16 protein-coding genes and 3 pseudogenes are annotated in these 20,052 nt (G+C 39.1%); 8 read left to right on the top strand and 11 right to left on the bottom strand.

Features of this window, described 5'->3' with window-relative positions; genetic code table 11:
- On the bottom strand, window positions 1-767 hold a 767-nt coding region (locus P20480_RS17670; RefSeq protein WP_033025023.1), incomplete at its 3' end, for a DUF3025 domain-containing protein.
- Between the two features lie 118 nt (window positions 768-885).
- Between P20480_RS17670 and P20480_RS14400 the strand changes: the two genes are divergently transcribed.
- Both P20480_RS14400 and P20480_RS14405 read left to right on the top strand, forming a co-directional pair.
- Window positions 886-2,511 (top strand): M28 family metallopeptidase, encoded by a 1,626-nt coding sequence (locus tag P20480_RS14400; RefSeq protein WP_008127408.1) that lies wholly within the window; start codon window positions 886-888, stop codon window positions 2,509-2,511.
- Between the two features lie 121 nt (window positions 2,512-2,632).
- A pseudogene (locus P20480_RS14405) lies at window positions 2,633-3,804 on the top strand (putative manganese transporter).
- A gap of 55 nt (window positions 3,805-3,859) precedes the next feature.
- Here the strand turns inward: P20480_RS14405 and P20480_RS14410 are convergent.
- From P20480_RS14410 to seqA, 7 genes and pseudogenes are all read right to left on the bottom strand, one after another.
- Entirely contained in the window at window positions 3,860-4,225 is a 366-nt protein-coding gene (locus P20480_RS14410; protein WP_008127404.1) for a DUF805 domain-containing protein, read from the bottom strand.
- 415 nt (window positions 4,226-4,640) lie between these two features.
- Entirely contained in the window at window positions 4,641-6,203 is a 1,563-nt protein-coding gene (locus P20480_RS14415) for a dihydrolipoyllysine-residue acetyltransferase (protein WP_008127402.1), read from the bottom strand.
- A gap of 8 nt (window positions 6,204-6,211) precedes the next feature.
- Window positions 6,212-7,189: an alpha-ketoacid dehydrogenase subunit beta gene (locus tag P20480_RS14420; protein WP_008127400.1), complete on the bottom strand. Its 978-nt coding sequence runs from the start codon at window positions 7,187-7,189 to the stop codon at window positions 6,212-6,214.
- Entirely contained in the window at window positions 7,189-8,403 is a 1,215-nt protein-coding gene (locus P20480_RS14425) for a thiamine pyrophosphate-dependent dehydrogenase E1 component subunit alpha (protein WP_008127397.1), read from the bottom strand. Before P20480_RS14425 ends, P20480_RS14420 begins: the two co-directional genes overlap by 1 nt.
- A gap of 266 nt (window positions 8,404-8,669) precedes the next feature.
- Window positions 8,670-9,720 (bottom strand): annotated as a pseudogene (gene astE, locus P20480_RS17665) (succinylglutamate desuccinylase).
- A 78-nt stretch (window positions 9,721-9,798) separates the two neighbouring features.
- Window positions 9,799-11,436: a phosphoglucomutase (alpha-D-glucose-1,6-bisphosphate-dependent) gene (pgm, locus tag P20480_RS14430; protein WP_008127390.1), complete on the bottom strand. Its 1,638-nt coding sequence runs from the start codon at window positions 11,434-11,436 to the stop codon at window positions 9,799-9,801.
- 9 nt (window positions 11,437-11,445) lie between these two features.
- Window positions 11,446-12,036 carry a replication initiation negative regulator SeqA gene (gene seqA / locus P20480_RS14435; protein WP_006793039.1) on the bottom strand — a complete coding sequence of 197 codons (591 nt, stop codon included), beginning with the start codon at window positions 12,034-12,036 and terminating at the stop codon, window positions 11,446-11,448.
- A gap of 244 nt (window positions 12,037-12,280) precedes the next feature.
- On the opposite strand from seqA, the gene P20480_RS14440 reads away from it, so the two are divergent.
- The 5 genes and pseudogenes from P20480_RS14440 (at window position 12,281) to fur (ending at window position 14,819) form a co-directional block, all read left to right on the top strand.
- Complete coding sequence (locus P20480_RS14440; protein WP_008127388.1) at window positions 12,281-13,048, top strand: alpha/beta fold hydrolase; 768 nt, start codon at window positions 12,281-12,283, stop codon at window positions 13,046-13,048.
- 95 nt (window positions 13,049-13,143) lie between these two features.
- Entirely contained in the window at window positions 13,144-13,365 is a 222-nt protein-coding gene (locus tag P20480_RS14445) for a DUF2788 domain-containing protein (protein ID WP_006793041.1), read from the top strand.
- 2 nt (window positions 13,366-13,367) lie between these two features.
- The gene (ybfE, locus tag P20480_RS14450; protein WP_002962928.1) at window positions 13,368-13,646 is read left to right on the top strand and encodes a LexA regulated protein; all 279 of its coding nucleotides are present in this window, start codon (window positions 13,368-13,370) and stop codon (window positions 13,644-13,646) included.
- Window positions 13,647-13,660: 14 nt separating this feature from the next.
- Window positions 13,661-14,189: pseudogene (gene fldA / locus P20480_RS14455) on the top strand (flavodoxin FldA).
- A gap of 186 nt (window positions 14,190-14,375) precedes the next feature.
- Window positions 14,376-14,819, top strand: coding sequence for a ferric iron uptake transcriptional regulator (fur, locus tag P20480_RS14460; protein WP_008127380.1), 444 nt, complete (start codon window positions 14,376-14,378; stop codon window positions 14,817-14,819).
- Window positions 14,820-14,921: 102 nt separating this feature from the next.
- Here the strand turns inward: fur and glnS are convergent, their stop codons facing one another.
- Complete coding sequence (glnS, locus tag P20480_RS14465; protein WP_008127378.1) at window positions 14,922-16,580, bottom strand: glutamine--tRNA ligase; 1,659 nt, start codon at window positions 16,578-16,580, stop codon at window positions 14,922-14,924.
- Window positions 16,581-16,798: 218 nt separating this feature from the next.
- Here glnS and P20480_RS14470 point away from each other — a divergent pair, with 218 nt between their 5' ends.
- Window positions 16,799-17,869, top strand: coding sequence for a DUF3083 family protein (locus P20480_RS14470; protein ID WP_008127377.1), 1,071 nt, complete (start codon window positions 16,799-16,801; stop codon window positions 17,867-17,869).
- Between the two features lie 61 nt (window positions 17,870-17,930).
- Here P20480_RS14470 and sucD read toward each other — a convergent pair whose 3' ends face one another.
- Together sucD and sucC are read right to left on the bottom strand one after the other, a co-directional pair.
- Window positions 17,931-18,803 carry a succinate--CoA ligase subunit alpha gene (gene sucD, locus P20480_RS14475; protein WP_008127375.1) on the bottom strand — a complete coding sequence of 291 codons (873 nt, stop codon included), beginning with the start codon at window positions 18,801-18,803 and terminating at the stop codon, window positions 17,931-17,933.
- On the bottom strand, window positions 18,803-19,969 hold the full coding sequence (gene sucC, locus P20480_RS14480; RefSeq protein WP_006794719.1) for an ADP-forming succinate--CoA ligase subunit beta: 1,167 nt from the start codon (window positions 19,967-19,969) through the stop codon (window positions 18,803-18,805). The genes sucD and sucC overlap by 1 nt, the downstream gene beginning before the upstream one ends.
- Between the last annotated feature and the right edge of the window lie 83 nt (window positions 19,970-20,052).

Genomic DNA, 20,052 nt, shown 5'->3' with positions numbered 1-20,052 from the left:
GTAAATGTGTCGTTTTTATTATCTTCATGCCAGCCAGGCACACCTAATAATGGTAAAGGCGAAAGGTGTGAGTTATCGGCTAAGCAATGTTCTATTTTAATCTTCTCATAAAGTACTTGATCAAGGTACTGGTATTGCATTGCTAAATCTTTACAAAATATTTCGTCGGGCACATTTATAAATAATGCTTTTCCTGTGAGCCCTATATAAGGGCGAGTCAACATTTCGTAATTGGCATGACCAAACATAAAAGCCTGAATTGACTCTCCCCACTCATGGCGGTGCTCTACAAATGCTTTGTGCCATTGATGATCGCGCAGCCAGGTTTGCCATTTACTTTCACTAATGGCCAGTACAACACCACATTCATCAAATAGTGTGAGTGCGTTTCTGTGTTTGGTGCGCTTAGTTAAACCATATTCGGCAATGTCCTGAACATGCCGATGATTTATAAGTGATTTTGTTTTAGGAAATAAGCACCAAATAAAACCACCGAATAGATCGTGCCAATTTTCTGTCCGTGTGGGTACTTCACCAGTTTCAAAAATTACTTGTTCGTAATAGCGCTCAGCAAAGTCTATTTGTGCATCGTCAACAAACTGTATCGGTAAATTATTCTCGTTCGTTGCATTTAAATAAGGAGTAAACCATTTTGGTGAAGGCCATTGAGTTTGCTCATTAAGTTTAAACAAGCTGTTTAGGTGATTAAATGCACCCGTTTTTAGGCAATTGGGTTGCCATTGTTCAGGAGGAGTAAAACGCTTCATTATTATAAATTTCTAACTTGTATAGGCCTTTAATTTTGTAACAGTTTACCGCAAAAGCTAGCCCTACTTAATAGAAGTTAATATACTTATTTAATCTTAAAACAATAATCGAGTTAATATGAAACGCAATTTATCTCTCACACTTCTTGCCAGCGCTGTTTTAGCTGGCTGTGCAGCAACAAGCATAACTCCTTCAGATGTAACTAATGGCTATAACAGTATTAAAGCCGATGAGTTAGCAAAACACATAAAAGTATTGGCATCTGACGAATTTGGTGGCCGAGCGCCTTCGTCACCTGGCGAAAAGCTAACATTAGATTATTTAACAACCCAATTTAAAGCATTGGGTTTTGAGCCTGGCAATGGTGATAGCTTTTTACAAGAAGTCCCCCTTGTATCACTAGAAGCTGATTCAAACATGGTTTTATCAATTGGTGGCAAAGATTACCAATACAAAAAAGACATGGTTATGGGCAGTAGCCGCATTAGTGAAAAAGAAGGCATTGAAAACTCTGAGCTCGTATTTGTAGGCTACGGCGTTAATGCACCAGAGTATAACTGGAACGACTACGAAGGAATTGATGTTAAAGGTAAAACCGTGGTCATGCTTGTAAATGATCCTGGTTTTGCAACTAAAGATCCAGCTTTATTTACTGGCGACGCAATGACTTATTACGGTCGTTGGACCTACAAATATGAAGAGGCAAGTCGCCAAGGTGCTGCAGGCGCTATTATTATTCACGAAACAGCACCCGCTTCATATCCTTGGTCGGTTGTTGAAAATTCGTGGAGTGGCGAGCAATTTGGTTTTCAAAAAGAAAACAACAATATGGACCGTGTTGCTGTAGAAGGCTGGGTTACTAGTGATGTGGCTAAAGAGCTTTTCAGTAAAGCTGGTTTAGATTTCGATACCGTTAAAGAAAATGCCGCAAAAGGTGCTTATCATGTCGATATGGGTGATTTAGCCGCGTCTGTTAATGTGAGTAATACAATTAAAACGTCAGTGTCTTACAACTTTATTGCGACATTACCGGGCAGCGAATCGCCAGACGAACATGTTGTATATTCAGCGCATTGGGATCACTTAGGCACAGATACAAGCCGCAAAGGTGACCAAATTTATAACGGTGCTCACGATAACGCAACGGGTACTGCAGGCTTAATAGAAGTTGCAGAAGCATTTACTAAATTGCCAAAGCACCCTAGCCGCTCAATGACATTTTTAGCAGTAACCGCTGAAGAGCAAGGGTTACTTGGCTCTAAGTATTACGCCGCAAACCCTGTTATTGCAGCTAACAAGACGGTTGCTAATATCAATATGGATAGCTTAAATTTATTGGGCAAAGTAAAAGATATGAGTGTGGTAGGCATTGGTAAATCTCAAATGGATGAGTTTTTAGCTAATGCAGCAAAAGATCAAGGTAGAACTTTATCAGGCGATCCTAAACCATCGTCGGGTGGTTATTACCGTTCTGATCATTTTGCGTTTGCCAATATGGGCATACCTGCAATGTACGCTGGTGGTGGTACTCAAGCAGCGGATGAAGAAACAGCCAATTATCGCAAGCGAATGAGCTTAGTATTACGCGGTTGTTACCACCAGCCTTGTGACCGTTACCGCGATGAGTGGGATTTATCGGGCGCTGTTCAAGACTTACAATTATTTTATAAAGTAGGTTTTGATATTTCTGAGCAAGAGCAATGGCCTACTTGGAATTCAAATTCAGAATTTCAACGCAAATAGCCTAGAATTTAATATCGAAAAACTCAATGTGAGTAATCGATTTAAATACAATTAAATGATATTGATTATCATTTACTAAAATTATACAGTGTTACCCTGTTTATTAATTTGGTAACACTGTATGAACTCAATTACACAAATAGGACTAATTACGCCCGCTTCAATACGCTTTGTTAGCCAAAATAAACGCTTATTACTCCCTCTTTTTTGTTGGTGTGTTTTGCTGTGCCATCACTTCGTGATATTGCAATTACCGCACTTAGCGACGCTTTTTTTCAAGTCAGTGTATTTGTTGCTGCTACGTTACTGATTTATTACTACGCTATTGAGCGTTTACCTCAGTTGGAGCTTAGTTATCTAAGTGCTAAGTCACCGGCATTAGAGGTCTTTTTTGCGGCTTTACTAGGTGCCTTACCAGGCTGCGGGGGCGCTATAATAGTGGTTACACAATTTACCAAAGGCCAAGCAAGCTTTGGGGCTATTGTTGCCGTACTAACAGCAACAATGGGCGATGCTGCATTTTTACTTTTAGTTACACGCCCTACTGAGGGCGCTGTAATAATGGCTATAGGATTAGTTGTTGGAACTATATGTGGTGCTTTTGTAAATACAGTTCATAAACACGACTTTTTACGCCCTTCATTAAAAGAACAAACCCGCCAAGTTAAAATATTGCCTACCCGCATTATTAGAGTCAGTAAACCTATTTGGATGTTAGCGATTTTTCCAAGTTTAATTATCGCGTTTTTAATCGCATTTAACGTGGACTTTAACCAATTTGGAAGGCACACAAGCACTGGAATACATTTATTTGGTGCGGGCATGGCTCTATTTATCGTAACGGTATGGGCTTACTCGTCTAAGGGCGAAACATATAAACAAATTACCAGTGAAGAGGATGAATGCAATCCATCCTCTAAAGTAATTAAAGTGCTCCAAGACACACACTTTGTGACTGCATGGGTAGTGGCGTCGTTTATGTTATTTGAAATACTCGTGAATGTAGCCGGACTTGATTTAAAAACATGGTTTGCCCACTACGCTTATTTAGCACCGCTGATTGCTGTGATCATTGGTTTTTTACCCGGTTGTGGACCGCAAATAATAGTCACCACGCTTTATATACAGGGGATTATTCCATTTAGCGCTTTAACAGCCAATGCAATTTCAAACGACGGAGATGCGTTATTCCCTGCAATTGCGTTAGCCCCTAAAGCCGCAATAATAGCCACTTTATATACCGCACTTCCTGCACTCGGAGTTGGCTATGGTTTGTATTTTATTTCGTATTAAATTTTAGGCATAAAAAAGCTCAGCGAACACTGAGCTTTTAGGTTAAAACTTTACTTTATACAGCAGCAGGTTCTGCTGCTAACTCTTTTGGATTAGGGCCATAATCGTTCTCGCCCTCGTGTGAATCTTGTGCAAGGAACACAATTAAAACAATCCAACCAATAATTGGCACTAACCACAGAAGCTGCCACCAGCCTGATCGGCCAGTATCGTGTAAACGGCGTGCACCTGCGCTCAATTGAGGGATCAATAAAGCCAAGCTATATATTGTGCTTACAAACATCGTGTTTGTAATACCATCTACAACACTTGTTAATAGTGAAAAAATAATATTAATTAGCATAAACATCCAAAATGCTTTGCGGCGATTACGTCCTGAAAAATCTGCGTAGCTACGCAGTGCGTTCATATAATGTTCCATAATATTTCCTTAGTGTTATTTTTTATATTCCCTAACGGGGTCGTTAAATTACTTATTAGTAACATTTGTATCTTAATTAAAAACGGTTTGCTTTAAAACAAAAAACCAGCAAATTGCTGGTTATTTATTAGGGCGTGTTGACCTTTGCGGATTGAAATTTGTTCAATCTAGGGTCGATTAAATCGCGGCGCGAGGTTTGTAACCTAGTGGGCTAAGTAAAAACCGAGTAACAAAGAGTTTATCGCCCCTAGGCAGAACCCGAAGGGCGGCGGATGTTTGGCATTTATGCTGCGTTATCGCCTATTTATGGGGAATAACCACACTTCATAGGCTCTGCCTTGCCTAAAAACCAAACATACTGCTGCAAATTCAACCATCAAAGATCAACACGCCCTAGGTTTAAACAATTATATTTTTAACTCATTGCCATCATCATTGCCGATGGATTTTCTAAGTACGATTTCCATAGGTTATTAAAGCGAGCAATTGTTCCGCCATCAATAACACGGTGATCACCAGACCAACTGACTTGCATAATGGCCTTACTTACAACATGACCGTTTTCATCAAAGCGGGGGAGATATTGCAACTTACCTAGCGCAACAATAGCTACTTCTGGTTTATTAATAATTGGTGTGGCAATTGTGCCGCCAATTGCACCAATATTCGAAATGCTAATCGTACCGCCTTTTAAGTCTTCAGGTAGTACTCGCCCTTCGCGAGCAGACTCAGTAAGCCGGGTAAGTTCATTAGCCACATCAACAATATTTTTACTTTGGCACGACTTAATATTAGGCACCAATAAGCCAATTTTAGAATCGACTGCTATACCAATATTATGATCGTCAAAATAAGTAAGCTCAGAACAATCTTCATTTACTTTAGAATTAAGAACCGGGAATTCTTTCATCGCAAGCGACAGTGCTTTAACAAAGAAAGGCATCATAGTGAGCTTAACGCCTTGTGCTTTGTATTGCTCTTTCATTGAAGCTCTAAGCGCAATGAGGTCTGTTAAATCTATTTCATCACAAAATGTAAAATGTGGAATGGTTGAAACAGAAGCAACCATTTGTTTTGCCATCGCCGCTTTTATGCCTTTAATTGGCTCTACACGCACGCCAGAGCTCTGCGTTTTACTTTGTGTGTTGGCTACATTGCTATTAAGCGGTGATGTATCAATACTGTTAGGTACTTCACCTTTAATAAACTCTTCTATATCTTGCTTATAGATACGTCCATTTTTACCACTACCCGGCACTTGTGTTAAATCAACATCAAGCTCACGTGCTTTACGTCTAACAGCCGGTGATGCAACGGCCTTTGTGTTAACCACTTTTGCTGTTTGATTAACTTTTACTGGTGCTGCTTGCTCTGCTGCATTTGTTTGCGCTTTTACTACGGCTTGGTTTACATCTATGTTTTGTTTAGGTGCACTTCCAGCAATAGTCATTTGAAACAGTGGGCTATGTACTTTAGCTATTTCGCCTTTCTGGTAATACAGCTTTTGCACGGTACCGGTGTACTTTGCCGGTATTTGCACTAAGGCTTTATCAGTCATTACATCACAAACAGCTTGATCTTCTTCAATTTCATCGCCTTCGGCGACTAACCAGTCGACTATTTCGCATTCAACAATCCCTTCGCCAATATCTGGTAAAATAAAATCTTCTAATTGTTCACCTGTATTGTTGTTTTGGGGTGCACTGTTATGCTCTTGCGTTTCAACGTCAGCCGCTTCGCCTGCTACATCCATTGCAAACAAAGGTGCATGCACTTTAGCTATTTCGCCTTTTTGATGATAGAGCTTTGTAATTACTCCATCGTGCACAGCAGGTATTTGTACTAGGGCTTTATCGGTCATCACGTCACAGATGGGTTGATCTTCACAAACGCTATCCCCTTCTTTTACCAGCCATTCAACCACTTCGCACTCAACAATGCCTTCACCAATATCGGGTAATATAAAATCTTTAGCCATGGGAACCCCTAAAAATCCATTGATTGTTTAATTGCAGCTAATACTTTGAGCGCATCAGGCACGTACTCTTTCTCAAGCGCCAGTGGGTAAGGTGTATCTAAACCACACACACGTAAAATAGGTGACTCTAAATGGAGGAAACACGCTTGTTGAATTGAGGCAGCAATTTCTGCACCAAATCCATTTGTAATAGGTGCTTCATGGCTTATCACTAAACGGCCAGTTTTAGTGACTGATTTAGCAATTGTGTCTATATCCCACGGCAAAATACTACGTAAATCTATAACCTCACAATGTATGCCTTGCTCGCTTGCTTGTTTTGCAGCATCTTCAATAATTTCCATTTGAGCGCCCCAAGCAAGTACTGTAATGTCACTACCTTCTTGCACGACTTCAGCTTTACCTAACTCTATTGAATAATCTTCTTCAGGTACTTCACCCGTCGATGCGCGGTACAAACGTTTGGGCTCAAAAAATATAACCGGATTGTCATCTTTAATACTTGCTCGCAGTAAACCTTTAGCTTGATATGGGTTACGTGGCACCACTATTTTTAAACCTGGCGTATGTGCAAAGTAAGCTTCTGGTGATTGCGAATGATATAAACCACCAGCAATACCACCACCATATGGTGTGCGTACAGTTAAGTTACCTACATTGAACTCATTACCACTACGGTATCTGAATTTTGCCGATTCATTTACTATTTGGTCAAAAGCCGGGAATATATAATCTGCAAATTGAATTTCAGCTAATGCGGGGGCACCAAATGCCGCTAAACCATTTGCAAAACCTAAAATACCTTGCTCAGTTAGAGGCGTATTAAATACACGGTGTTTTCCGTATTTTTCTTGTAAACCTGAGGTCGCTCTAAATACACCACCAAAATACCCAACATCTTCGCCAAATATACACGCTTGCGGGTGTTCATTCATGGTTATATCAAGAGCAGAATTAATTGCATGTAGCATGTTCATTTTAGCCATTACTTAATTCTCCCTGCAGTAACTGGGTAAGCATCTGGGTGCTTTTGTATATGTTCTTTTAGTTCATTGTATTGACGAACAAGTGAAGGGATTGGCGTATCGTAAACATCTGATACTAGCTCTTCTAAAGCTGGCTTTTGCACTACTTCTGCACGCTTTAATGCTGCTAATATATCTTCACGTATAGACTCTTTTGCTTTTAAATCGTCTTCTTCGTTGAGCCATTGCTGTTTTACTAGCCACTTTTTAAATTTTTCTATTGGGCATGTTTTGTAATTAGCCTCTTCGTCTTTTGAACGGTAACCACTTGGGTCATCTGACGTGGAGTGAGCGCCTAAACGGTAAGCTATTGATTCAATTAAAACAGGTTCGCCTTGTGTTGAGGCAATTTCACGTGCTTTTTGCGTTGCCGCAAACACAGCAAGTGCGTCAGTGCCATCGACCCTAATTGTTTTAATGCCATAACCCACACCACGTGAAGCAATACCATCACCTTTAAATTGCTCATCTGCCGGGGTCGAAATCGCATAGCCGTTGTTACGTGCAAAAAATATCACCGGTGCTTTATGCACTGCAGCCATGTTTAATCCTGCATGAAAGTCACCTTCAGATGCAGCGCCTTCGCCAAAGTAACAAATAGTAACGTTATCAATCGTGCTTGCAAGCTCGCCTGTTTTCGCATCTATATGCTTTACTTTTTGTCCATATGCATACCCTGTAGCTTGTGGTATTTGTGTGCCAAGAGGAGAAGAAATAGTCATATAGTTTAATTCGTTCGAACCATAATGAATGGGCATTTGACGACCTTTGCCTAAATCTAATTCATTTGAAAACATTTGGTTCATAAATTGGTCTAGCGTAAAGCCACGGTAATGCAGTGCAGCTTGCTCACGGTATTGCGCCATTATCATGTCTTCTTGGTCAAGCGCAGCAGCGGATGCCGTAACGGCTGCTTCTTCACCTAAACATTGCATGTAAAAGCTTACTCGGCCTTGGCGCTGAGCACCTTGCATACGTTCATCTAATAAACGTATAAAACGCATAGTCTCATAAAGTTTAATTGCGGTATGTTTTGAAATAGCGGGTGCTGTCGCACTTGGGTGAATGTCGCCATCCTCAGTTAAAATACTAAGGGTTGGAATATTAAGCGCATTGCCGTCAATAAATTCTAGCGCATGGTTAATATTCAGCGATACGTTATTTGGATTACTCATAACCTACCTTCTGTTGTTGTCAGTAAAATAGTGCCCCTTTTACATTATTATTATGGGTGATCATTGCTGAATAAACTTTGCAATATCTGCACTATATTTAATTAAAGCTGCCAACACTTTACGTTAACGTAAAGTGTTATTCAACAAATCTGTGACGAAACAAAAGTAAATATTGGTTAAATAAGTGGCAAGTTAACAATACAGCTACTTAAATTATTAGTAATCAGTTAGTTAACTTGCAGGGCAAAGAGGTCTAATGAGTTAAATTATACAAAGTTACTGTCTATTGCCATTGGAACAACGGTGAGTAATGCACGTTGCCCTAAGGCTACTTTTGCATTTGGGAATATGATTGCTTCTCCTTCAACGTCCGCAAAATAAGGAGTATTACCATCAGTTGCGAGCAGTTCTCCTTTTGCAAAGCCAGTAAAGTTCTCTGCATCATCAGAAAATGGAAAACTAAAATCCTCTTGAGTACGATTAATTGTACGATGAACAGCGAACAGCTCAAAGTCGCTTGCATTAAATTGTGGGTATTCAACTTCTTTTTGACTAATTAATGCAGTTAACGTTTTTTTGTTTTTCAAAACGTGTCATATCGTTTTGGCCAAATGGTTTTACTTGCCCAAGCTCAACTGTAAACGAATCTGCACCATGAACAAAGGATGAGTAATAACTAAACGTTGTCGCTGGCGACTTCATCATTAATACAGTATTTACACCACAACTTAGTAAAAATTGTAGCTGTGATTTTTTCCATGGTTTACCGTGCAAAAATGGATACACAGCAAATTTTTCATTTTTTGAACCACGAATAGCCGTGTGCAAATCGTAATGACTGCGCTCACTGCCCTTTTCCCCTCTGGCAAAAAAGTCAGTTACGTAGCGTTCAAGTTTTGCCGCTCGAACGCGCTCGTCATTCATTTCAACACCATCAACCGTGTGGTGTCCATTAAATAAACGATTAAGATTTTCTTCAACAAAGCGCAAACCAATATTAATTGATTTAGGGTTACCGTATATAAAAAGGACTCGCTGATTGAGCTCAAGGTTTTGGGAAATAATTTGCTTTATTAGCTCATCACAAATTTCAATAGGCGCCGTTTCGTTACCGTGTACAGCACTTGATAACACAATATCTTTTGAGGTAGTAACCGCTGGCTGAAACTCAATAACCCCAGTATCGTGTACATTAACTTGGGTTCCATTGTTGAGCGTAAACTGGCTCGGTGCTAGGTGCCATTCATTATCTCGGCTAATGGTTAGAAAATCACCGGTTGATTGCAATAAATTTAAATAATCGGGTGTGGCTGACATAATAAAAGCCCTTTATAGTGTGAGAGATACAAAAAAACGGCTGAATAATTCAGCCGTTTTTAAATAGTTTAAGCAGGTTTAGCTAATAACTGAATCAACTAATTGTTTAGCTTCTTTTTCTAAAAGAGCTAAATGTGCTTCGCCTTTAAATGATTCTAGGTATATTTTATAAATATCTTCAGTACCTGATGGGCGAGCAGCAAACCAGCCATTTTCTGTAACAACTTTTAAGCCGCCAATCGCTGCATTGTTACCAGGAGCATGAGTTAATTTTTGTAAAATTGGCTCTCCAGCTAACGTTTCGGCTTTCACGTCGTCTGCACTTAAAGCTTTTAAACGCGATTTTTGTGCACTACTTGCTGGCGCATCTAGGCGCTTATAAAGTGGCGATCCAAATTCTTGTTCTAGCTCTTTATAAAGCGCTGATGGTGTTTTACCCGTTACTGCAAGTATTTCAGCTGCAAGTAAACCCATAATAAAGCCGTCTTTGTCAGTACACCATACGCTGCCATCAAAGCGTAAAAACGCAGCGCCTGCACTTTCTTCGCCACCAAAAGCAAGATTACCTTTGTTTAGGCCTTCAACAAACCATTTAAAGCCTACCGGTACCTCTTTTACCTTTCGCTCATTACGCGCAACAACACGATCAATCATCGAACTCGAAACAAGCGTTTTACCAATCTCTACGCTACTATTCCACTCGCGGTGGTTTAATAGGTAATCAATAGCAACAGCTAAAAAATGATTCGGATTCATTAAGCCATCGGGTGTAACAATGCCGTGACGGTCGTAATCAGGGTCGTTACCAATCGCTATATCAAAATCGTCTTTTAATTTAATTAAATTAGCCATCGAGTAAGGCGATGAACAATCCATACGTATTTTGCCATCTTTATCAAGTGGCATAAATGCAAAACGCGGATCAACACTGTCGTTTACTACGGTTAGATCTAAATTATATTTTTGCGAAATAACTGGCCAAAAATTTATACCTGAACCACCTAATGGATCAATGCCTATTTTAACGCCCGCATCACTAATTGCTTTTAAGTTAACGATATTCTCTAAATCGTTAATATACGGAGTCATTAAATCTTCGTAGCGGATAAACCCTGAGCGAGAAGCTTTAGCGAATGGGAAAAGCTCAACCTCGACTAAATCTTCAAGTAATAACTTGTTAGCCCTGTCTTCAATCCAGTTAGTTACGTCTGTATCAGCAGGCCCGCCGTTAGGTGAGTTATATTTAAAGCCGCCATCTTCAGGAGGGTTATGTGAAGGCGTAACAACAATGCCATCTGCAAGCTCATTAGGATTGCGTTTATTGTGACAAACAATTGCATGGCTAATAACAGGAGTTGGAGTAAAGTCGCCATCTTGCTGAGTAATTACTTGCACTTCGTTAGCAACAAGCACTTCTATTGCAGAGTTAAAGGCAGCTTCACTAAGCGCATGAGTATCTTTACCTAAAAATAATGGCCCAAAAATATCGTTTTGTTTACGGTAATCGCAAATGGCTTGTGTAATTGCTAAAATATGGGATTCATTAAATTTTACATCATAAGAGCAGCCGCGGTGTCCAGATGTACCAAAGGCAACGCCATGCTCTGGGTTTTGCTCTAAATCCGGCTCATTTAAATAATAAGCCGAAACTAATTTAGGAACATTAACAAGTGCTGATTGTGGAGCAGTTTTGCCTGCGCCTGAGTGAATAGCCATTATATTTCCTTACAGGTAATCGCGAATTTTTTCAGCTTGCTCTGCACTGTAACCTAGGCAAAGAGCTACTTCATGAAGCATCATTTTTTTACGTGTTGTATTAGAATTAGTCATTACCCAATATTCACTGTCGGTGATATTTTTAGGGTTCATGCTACTTCCACTATTTACTAAATCTTCTTTGCTCGTTGCAAAATAAACACGGTCACGGCCTTTAATATCCAACACAGCAGAAAAATCAGATTTATGAGTGCGATAAAAAGCACTTAAAATAAATAAGAAGCGACCCACCACGCCTTTTTGCATTGCTAGTTCTTCTTTATTTAATACATTAAAAACGTTAGCATTTTTTTGCTTCACTGGTGTGACAGTTTTTGGAACTTCAGCTTCTGCTACAGCGTGCTTTAATTCTGGCGCAGTAGATGGCGCAGATGTAGTTGTTGTTTGTTGATTTTGTGTTATTTCTACGTCAGCGGTTAATTGTTTTTCGCCGCTCATGTTTAATAAACGACGCAAAATTGTGGATGCACTTTCACCAATACTTTGCGTGTTGCTGGCAATGTATTGATATAACTCGTCGTCTATGTCGATTTGTTTCATGGTCTTCCTGTCATTACGGGTCACATTTTTTTCTCACGCCTGATTATACCCAATCCAATAATAAATGCGAGTTACAACAAGCACTCGCAGGCATTTCGAAAATCTATAACTAGTTAGGTAAATTTTTAGTCAATCAATTTCTCTAATTTTCGGATATCATTTAATAAAATGGTTAATTGGGCACTATTTTTTGCTTTTTTAATTATTGCTCGGCAAACTAAGGCGAAATTTTTAGGAGCAATGTATGCAGCTAAATTATAAGCAACTGGGACAAGGTCCTGATGTTATTTTAATACATGGACTATTTGGTTCATTAGAAAACCTGAACGTAATTGCTAAGCCGTTAAGTGAGCATTTTACAGTCACCAATGTAGATTTACGAAACCATGGCCTCTCCCCTCACAGTGATGAGATGAGTTATCCTGCTATGGCAAAAGACATTGTTGAGTTACTTCGACACTTGAATATAAAAAAAACACACATAATTGGTCATTCTATGGGTGGCAAGGTTGCTATGGAGCTTGCATTAACTCAACCCGAGTTAATTGAAAAATTAATTGTGCTTGATATAGCACCCGTTACCTACCCACCGCGGCATACTAAAATATTACAGGCGCTTAACGCAGTTGCATCTGAGCATATAGAGGACAGAAAGCATGCTGATGATTTAATGCAGCCTTATATTGACGAACTTGGCGTTCGTCAGTTTTTATTAAAAAGCCTAGCTAAAAATGAAGCAGGAAAATTAACGTGGCGATTCAACTTACCTGTTCTAGATAAGAAATATTCAAATATACTCTCAAACGTTAATGAAAACAATTCTTGTTTGTGCGATACTCTTTTTATCAAAGGTAACGATTCAGATTATATTTTACCCGAGTACCGCAATGCAATTGTCACGCGTTTCAAGAATACGAAAGCAAAAATCATTCACGGTGCTGGTCATTGGTTACATGCGCAAAAACCTATGGCTGTAAATAAGGCAATAAGTGACTTTTTAATTCAAAATTAAAGTAATTTTAATCGCTTGTTTTTGATTGCACGTACTAAATATATGAATATTTTTGTGCTATAGTACGCGCCGTTTAATTTAAAGGTTATACGTTGATGGTCAGTCAGTTAATTAACGAATTTGATACCCTAGGGTTGTATTTTGGCTTAGCCGGTATTTTGATATTCATCGGCTTGGCAATTAAAGACGTACTTAAAAGTGGTAATGTACCTAAGTTTGGTCGCTATATAGTATGGACTGTACTCTTTTTAGGCTGTTCAGGCTTTATTGCTAAAGGACTTATTCAAGTATTTTGGCAAGGCGCAGGTGTAGGTTAGGCATGGCGAAGTCAGAAACAGATAGAACAACACTCGATTTATTTGAATACGAAAAGCGTCCAGGCCGACCTAAGACCAATCCTCTTTCGCGGGATATGCAGTTAAAGGTTAATAAACGTAATCAAATAAAAAGAGACAAAGCACGTGGTTTAAAACGTGTTGAATTTAAAGTTTCATCGCAGTTGTATCAAGCGTTAAGTGATATGGCAGATGCACAAAATATTAGCCGCAGTGCGCTGATTGAAACGATTTTACAAGAAAGATTGGCTATTGATACATAAAAGGTTATAAATCCATGGCAAGTGTAGGCATTTTTTTTCGGAAGTGACACAGGTAACACAGAACACGTAGCAAAAATGATCCAAAAAGAATTGGGTAAAAAGCTTGTGGCTGTGCATGATATTGCAAAAAGCTCTAAAGAAGAGATTGCAGATTTTGATTTAATCTTATTTGGTATTCCAACGTGGTACTACGGCGAAGCACAATGTGATTGGGATGATTTTTTCCCTGAGCTTGAAGAAGTAGACTTTGAAGGCAAACTTGTTGCTATTTTTGGTTGTGGTGATCAAGAAGATTATGCTGAATACTTCTTAGACGCTATGGGCATGATCAACGATATTGTTACTGAACGTGGTGCTATTGTTGTAGGTCACTGGCCTACTGAAGGCTACGATTTCGAAGCCTCAAAAGGTATGGCAGACGAGAATCACTTTGTCGGTTTAGGTATTGATGAAGATCGTCAACCAGAACTCACAGAGCAACGCATAAAAGCATGGTCTGCTCAAGTATTTGATGAAATGTGTTTAAGCGAGCTTGCTGACTAATCCATCCGATATACCGCTAACTGTTTAAATAGTTATCAAACAGTTAGCGTTTTCTTTATTTACTGCAATATAAATCATTTCTTCTTTGCACTTGAGGCCTAGGCACGTTATCCTATTTGTTGCTTATGTATCGTGAGCATCTTTGCAAGATGTCTAGTATAACCAAATAAAATTGAGACAGATTTAATGACTGATCATAACTTGGAACTTAAAAAAGCCGGTTTAAAAGTGACTTTACCGCGTATTAAAATTTTAGAGATTTTACAGTCTCCAGATAACCAACACATCAGTGCTGAAGATGTTTACAAAATTCTTTTGGATTTAGGTGAAGAAATTGGCCTTGCAACTGTATATCGCGTACTCAACCAATTTGATGATGCAGGCATTGTAAGCCGTCATCACTTTGAAGGTGGTAAGTCGGTATTTGAATTATCGGGCAGTACTCACCACGATCACTTAGTATGTTTAAAGTGCGGAAAAGTTGTTGAGTTTGAAGATGAGATGATTGAACGTCGTCAGCTTGAAATAGCTCAAGAAAACGGAATTACTTTAACAAACCACTCTTTATATCTTTACGGAGAGTGTGACGATAAAGCTGTATGTAAAGCGTTTAGTGATGCAAATAGTTAGTATATCCTAGCTATAAAAAACCTGCTATTTGCAGGTTTTTTTTGTGCCTACTATTTAAAGTATTACTACACCCACAAGTGAGCGGGCGTAGTAAAAATAAGCTTATTGTGTTTTAGACCATGAGTCACGAAGACCTACTGTTTGGTTAAACACAACATTTTCTGACTTAGAATCTCTTGAAAAGTAACCGGTACGTTCAAACTGAAACCCCTGCTCTGCTTGTGAATTAGCAAGCGAAGGCTCAAGTTTAGCATTAGTTAAAACAACTAATGATTCTGGGTTTAATGTCGTTTCAAACTCATCAGCTGCAGCTGGGTTTGGCACATTAAATAAACGATCGTACAAACGAACTTCAGCTGTAATAGCCTCAGAAGCTGATACCCAATGAATAACGCCTTTAACTTTACGACCATCACTTGGGTTTTTGCCTAGTGTTTCATTATCATAAGTACAATAAATAGTGGTTATTTCACCGTTTTCGTCTTTTTCTACACGATTAGCTTTAATAACATAAGCGCCACGTAAACGAACCTCTTTATCGAGCACTAAACGTTTAAACTTATTATTTGCTTGCTCTTTAAAATCTTCACGTTCAATGAATATTTCACGCGTAAATGGCACATCGCGGCGACCCATTTCTTCCTTATTCGGGTGATTAGCCACCGATAAGGTTTCTGTGGTGTCTGCATCGTAGTTTTCGATGATCACTTTAACCGGATCGAGTACAGCCATCGCGCGAGGAGCATTTTCATTTAAGTCTTCACGAATACACGCTTCTAGCATACCCATTTCAACCATATTCTCTTGCTTTGTAACCCCTATTCGTAAACAAAATTCACGAATTGAAGCCGGTGTATAACCACGGCGACGTAAACCTGCAATCGTAGGCATACGTGGATCATCCCAACCTTCGACGTAGTTATTTACAACAAGGTCATTTAACTTACGTTTAGACATAATTGTGTATTCAAGATTTAAACGAGAAAACTCAATTTGCTGTGGATGACATTCAATGCTGATGTTATCAAGTACCCAGTCGTATAAACGGCGATTATCTTGGAACTCTAATGTACATAGTGAGTGCGTAATACCCTCGATTGCATCAGAAATACAATGCGTGAAATCGTACATTGGGTAAATACACCATTTATCGGCAGTTTGATGGTGATGAGCAAAACGAACACGATAAATAATTGGATCGCGAAGCACCATAAACGAGCTTGCCATATCAATTTTTGCACGAAGAACACATTCGCCTTCTTTGAAATCACCCGCACGCATTTTTTCAAATAATGCTAAGTTTTCTTCAGGAGATGTATCTCTGTATGGGCTATTTTTACCTGGCTCCGTTAAAGTTCCGCGGTATTCACGTGCTTGGTCTGCTGTTAAAAAACAAACATAAGCTAACCCTTTGTTTATAAGCTCAACAGCATAGCCGTATAAAATATCAAAATAATTAGAAGAATACTTTATATCACCATCCCAGTTAAAACCTAACCATTGAACGTCTTCTTTTATAGAATTAACGTAGTTAATGTCTTCTTTTTCTGGGTTTGTGTCGTCAAATCGTAAGTTACATAAACCGTTATAATCTTTTGCAATACCGAAATTTAAGCAAATTGATTTTGCATGGCCTATGTGTAAAAAACCATTGGGCTCAGGTGGAAAGCGCGTGTGCGTTGCTGCATGCTTTTTACTTGCTAAGTCTTCATCAATTCGGGTTCTAATAAAGTTACTTGGGCGATTCTCAATTTCCGCCATAGGAGTACGATCCTCTAAATATTACTTAATTACAAAACTAATGCATTATTACAAAAACAGTCACTAACATACAGCAATAGATTACGGTTTATCTTACTTATTGATTAACTTTAATTCATCTAATCTGTTTTTAACGAATAAAGTTTGTTTTAGCGCAATATTTAATTCATAGAAGCGCTTTATAGTGCGTCAATACCGTACTTTATAAGGATTAAGAGATGGCTACACTTAACCAGCACCGTGTTTATATACCTAGTAATGCACGTGCTAATCATTACTTACTTGCAGAAATTACCCCTAACGATAGTTTTTACTCGAGCTTTAACTCAATAAACTGTTGTTACGAAAGAATAGCACGTCAATTATTTGCAGCATGCGATGAGTATGAGCTCCATAATGTGCATATTTTAGCAAACGACAAACTTCCTGTTGTCAGATTCCATGATGAGTCTTATCAGTTAGAAACTAATAAGCAAATGCTCATATTTTATAACCCACGTTATCACGAAGCGCATAAACTCTATTATTCAACGGACACGCAAAGTAAAAAGGTACGCTTACTCTTTTTAGCTACGGGTGATGATATACGAGCTAACTCCGCTGTATTTCACAAAAAAGTCCAAAAAGTATTAATTGTAATGCAAGAACAATTATTTATTGATCAACCCCAATTTAAAGTGCGTGATCATCAACATTTAACTTACGACTTATTTGCTAAAAATAAAGGAAACAAAGAAACCTACGGCTACAAATTAAGAAGTTTGTACCCAAGGTATCAAAATCGCCAATGTGAAATACCTAAAGAACATGCAGAGATGACATACACGACATTTTCTATCCCTGTATCAAGGGCTATTAAAACTCAATTTCAAACTTTAATTAATAATGGCGATTTTAAACAATTTTATAATTACTTTTTAGATAGCTTCAAACGGTGCTGCGAGCTTAATAAGCTAACATATGGGGCATTAATAGCGAATGGTGCCAAACCTATTGTTAGAAATAGTAAAGTGGATATTAACGAAGGAAACGAAGAGCTTCAAAAGCTGAGCTTTGACATAGACTCAGATAAAACACAGCTAAAGTGCTTTTACGATGAACAAAGATTAGTTGAAACAATTCATTTTGTTATTGCAGCTGCCAATCATAACAAGCAAGAAATTGGTTATGGTAAATTTATGAATCAGGTTGAAAAAACGATTTTTCAACTTTGTGATGAGCTAGATATAAATAAAGAAAGACAAGATCTAACCGTCAGGTTTTTTCAACATATCAGTTACCCGTTTTAATTAAGTGCTCAAAACAAAAAGGCTCGCAAATGCGAGCCTTTTCAAAGATTAAATAAACTGATTACCAGCCTGTTTTCTCTTTAAGTGCTTTACCGATATCAGCAAGTGAACGCACAGTTTGTACGCCAGCAGCTTCTAATGCAGCAAATTTCTCATCTGCAGTACCTTTACCGCCTGCGATGATTGCGCCAGCGTGACCCATACGCTTACCTTCTGGTGCAGTAACACCAGCAATGTAAGATACAACAGGTTTAGTTACGTTAGCTTTGATGTACTCTGCAGCTTCTTCTTCTGCAGTACCACCAATTTCACCAATCATTACGATTGCTTCAGTTTGTGGATCTTTTTCGAACATTTCTAAAACGTCGATAAAGTTAGTACCTGGGATTGGATCACCACCAATACCAACACACGTAGACTGACCAAAACCAGCATCTGTAGTTTGCTTAACCGCTTCGTACGTTAAAGTACCAGAGCGAGAAACAATACCTACTTTACCAGGCTTGTGGATGTGACCAGGCATGATACCAATCTTAGTCTCACCAGGAGTGATAACACCTGGACAGTTAGGACCGATCATACGAGTACCTGTTTGATCTAGTTTAACTTTAACGTCAACCATATCAAGTGTAGGGATACCTTCAGTGATACAAACAATTAGCTCGATGCCAGCATCGATTGCTTCTAAGATTGCATCTTTACAGAAAGGTGCTGGTACGTAGATAACTGAAGCAGTTGCGCCAGTTTCTTGTACTGCATCACGTACTGTGTTGAATACAGGAAGACCAAGGTGCGTTTGACCGCCTTTCCCTGGGCTAACACCACCAACCATTTGTGTACCGTACTCAAGCGCTTGCTCTGAGTGGAAAGTACCTTGGCCACCAGTGAAACCCTGACAGATAACTTTTGTATCTTTATTGATTAATACAGACATTATTTGCCCTCCGCAGCAGCAACAACTTTTTCAGCAGCGTCTGTTAATGATTCAGCAGCGATGATGTCTAAGTCAGAGCTCTTAAGAACTTCACGACCTAATTCAGCATTAGTACCTTCTAAACGTACAACTACAGGTACGTTTACGCCAACTTCTTTAACTGCGCCAATGATACCTTCAGCAATCATGTCACAACGTACGATACCGCCAAAGATGTTAACTAAAACAGCTTTAACATTGTCGTCAGAAAGGATGATTTTGAATGCTTCAGAAACACGTTCTTTAGTCGCGCCGCCACCAACATCTAGGAAGTTAGCTGGCTTGCCACCGTGTAGGTTTACGATGTCCATAGTACCCATTGCTAGGCCTGCACCGTTAACCATACAACCTACGTTGCCATCTAGTGCTACATAGTTAAGCTCAAAGCTTGCTGCATGTGCTTCACGCGCATCTTCTTGAGATGGATCGTGGAACTCACGGATTTTTGGTTGACGGTAAAGTGCATTACCATCGATACCGATTTTGCCGTCAAGACAGTGAAGGTTACCTTCGTCTGTGATTACTAACGGGTTGATTTCAAGTAATGCGAAATCGAAATCGTTAAACATTTTACCAAGACCCATGAAGATCTTAACGAACTGTTTCATTTGTGTTGGGTTAAGACCCAATTTGAAACCAAGTTCACGTGCTTGGTAAGCTTGAGGACCTACTAGTGGATCGATCTCAGCTTTGTGGATAAGTTCTGGTGTTTCTTCAGCAACAGTTTCAATTTCAACACCGCCTTCAGTAGACGCCATGAAAACAACTTTGCGAGAAGCACGATCAACTACTGCACCTAAGTACAATTCGTTGGCGATATCTGTACAGCTTTCTACTAAAATTTTAGCAACTGGCTGACCATTTTCGTCTGTTTGGTAAGTAACTAGGTTTTTACCTAACCAGTTAGCTGCAAACGCTTTAACTTCATCGATAGTTTTAACTAGCTTTACACCGCCAGCTTTACCACGTCCACCTGCGTGAACCTGAGTTTTAACAACCCACATATCACCGCCGATTTTTTCAGCAGCTGCTGCAGCTTCTTCAGGTGTATCGCAAGCGAAACCTTGAGAAACTGGTAAACCATATTCGGCAAAAAGTTGTTTTGCCTGATACTCATGCAAATTCATGATGCTTTATCCAATTTTTTATACTAAAAGAGCTGAATATTTATTCAATAAACAACTATCCCAAATTGCGCACCTAGTATAGT

This window comes from Pseudoalteromonas sp. BSi20480, assembly GCF_000241365.1.
GTDB classification, from domain to species: Bacteria; Pseudomonadota; Gammaproteobacteria; order Enterobacterales; family Alteromonadaceae; genus Pseudoalteromonas; species Pseudoalteromonas marina.
The sequence above is the reverse complement of the archived record's forward strand: the minus strand, read 5'-3'. Positions and strand labels throughout refer to the sequence as shown.